Genomic DNA, 596 nt, shown 5'->3' with positions numbered 1-596 from the left:
TGGTTATCAATGTCAGATTTAAGCTGTTTAATTTCGTCATCTAAAAACGCGATAGTCACTTTTATCGATTGGCAAACACGCGCAGAAACGTTGCTGAATTCGCTTGCCTCTAATCGGTTAGCTTCTCGTTGTCGGTTACTCTCAAGCGCATCTAAACGACGGATAAGGGCTTTAAGCTCTCTAACTTCTAATGCTTCAGGTTGCCAATAATTAACGACTGCATGCTTAGCACAGCCGTAATGGGCAAGCATTGTTGCATCAGATTTGTCTGTTTTATGAATTATGTTTAAAGCGTCTGCATACTTTTTAGCTTTACCGGGATTCGCTAGAATAATATTAAAGCCTTGCTCGTGTAAAAAATACATCAGTGCTTCATGATAAACACCTGTTGGTTCGAGGGTGATAACGAGCTCATTCGCAGCGCTTTTAGTTGTATTTAAAAGCCATTTTTCTATTGCTAAAAAGTCTTGACGCTTGTTTTTAAAGACTTTTGTTTTAATCTTGTTTGTAAGTTGGTCTCTCAACCACGATAAATCAATCTTCTCTTTACTAATATCAATGCCGATAAACATCATCTCTACTTACTCCCCTTGTAC

The 596-nt window shown here is 38.1% G+C and carries 1 protein-coding gene; it reads right to left on the bottom strand.

Annotated elements, in window-relative coordinates:
* On the bottom strand, positions 1-575 hold a 575-nt coding region (locus GQR55_RS20035), incomplete at its 3' end, for a transposase (RefSeq protein ID WP_166421973.1).
* Positions 576-596: the final 21 nt, after the last annotated feature.

Origin of the sequence: Pseudoalteromonas sp. Z1A8 (assembly GCF_011378855.1) — a bacterium.
Lineage (GTDB): Bacteria > Pseudomonadota > Gammaproteobacteria > Enterobacterales > Alteromonadaceae > Pseudoalteromonas.
Note: the sequence above shows the minus strand (reverse complement) of the source record. Positions and strands in the feature narration are given on the sequence as shown.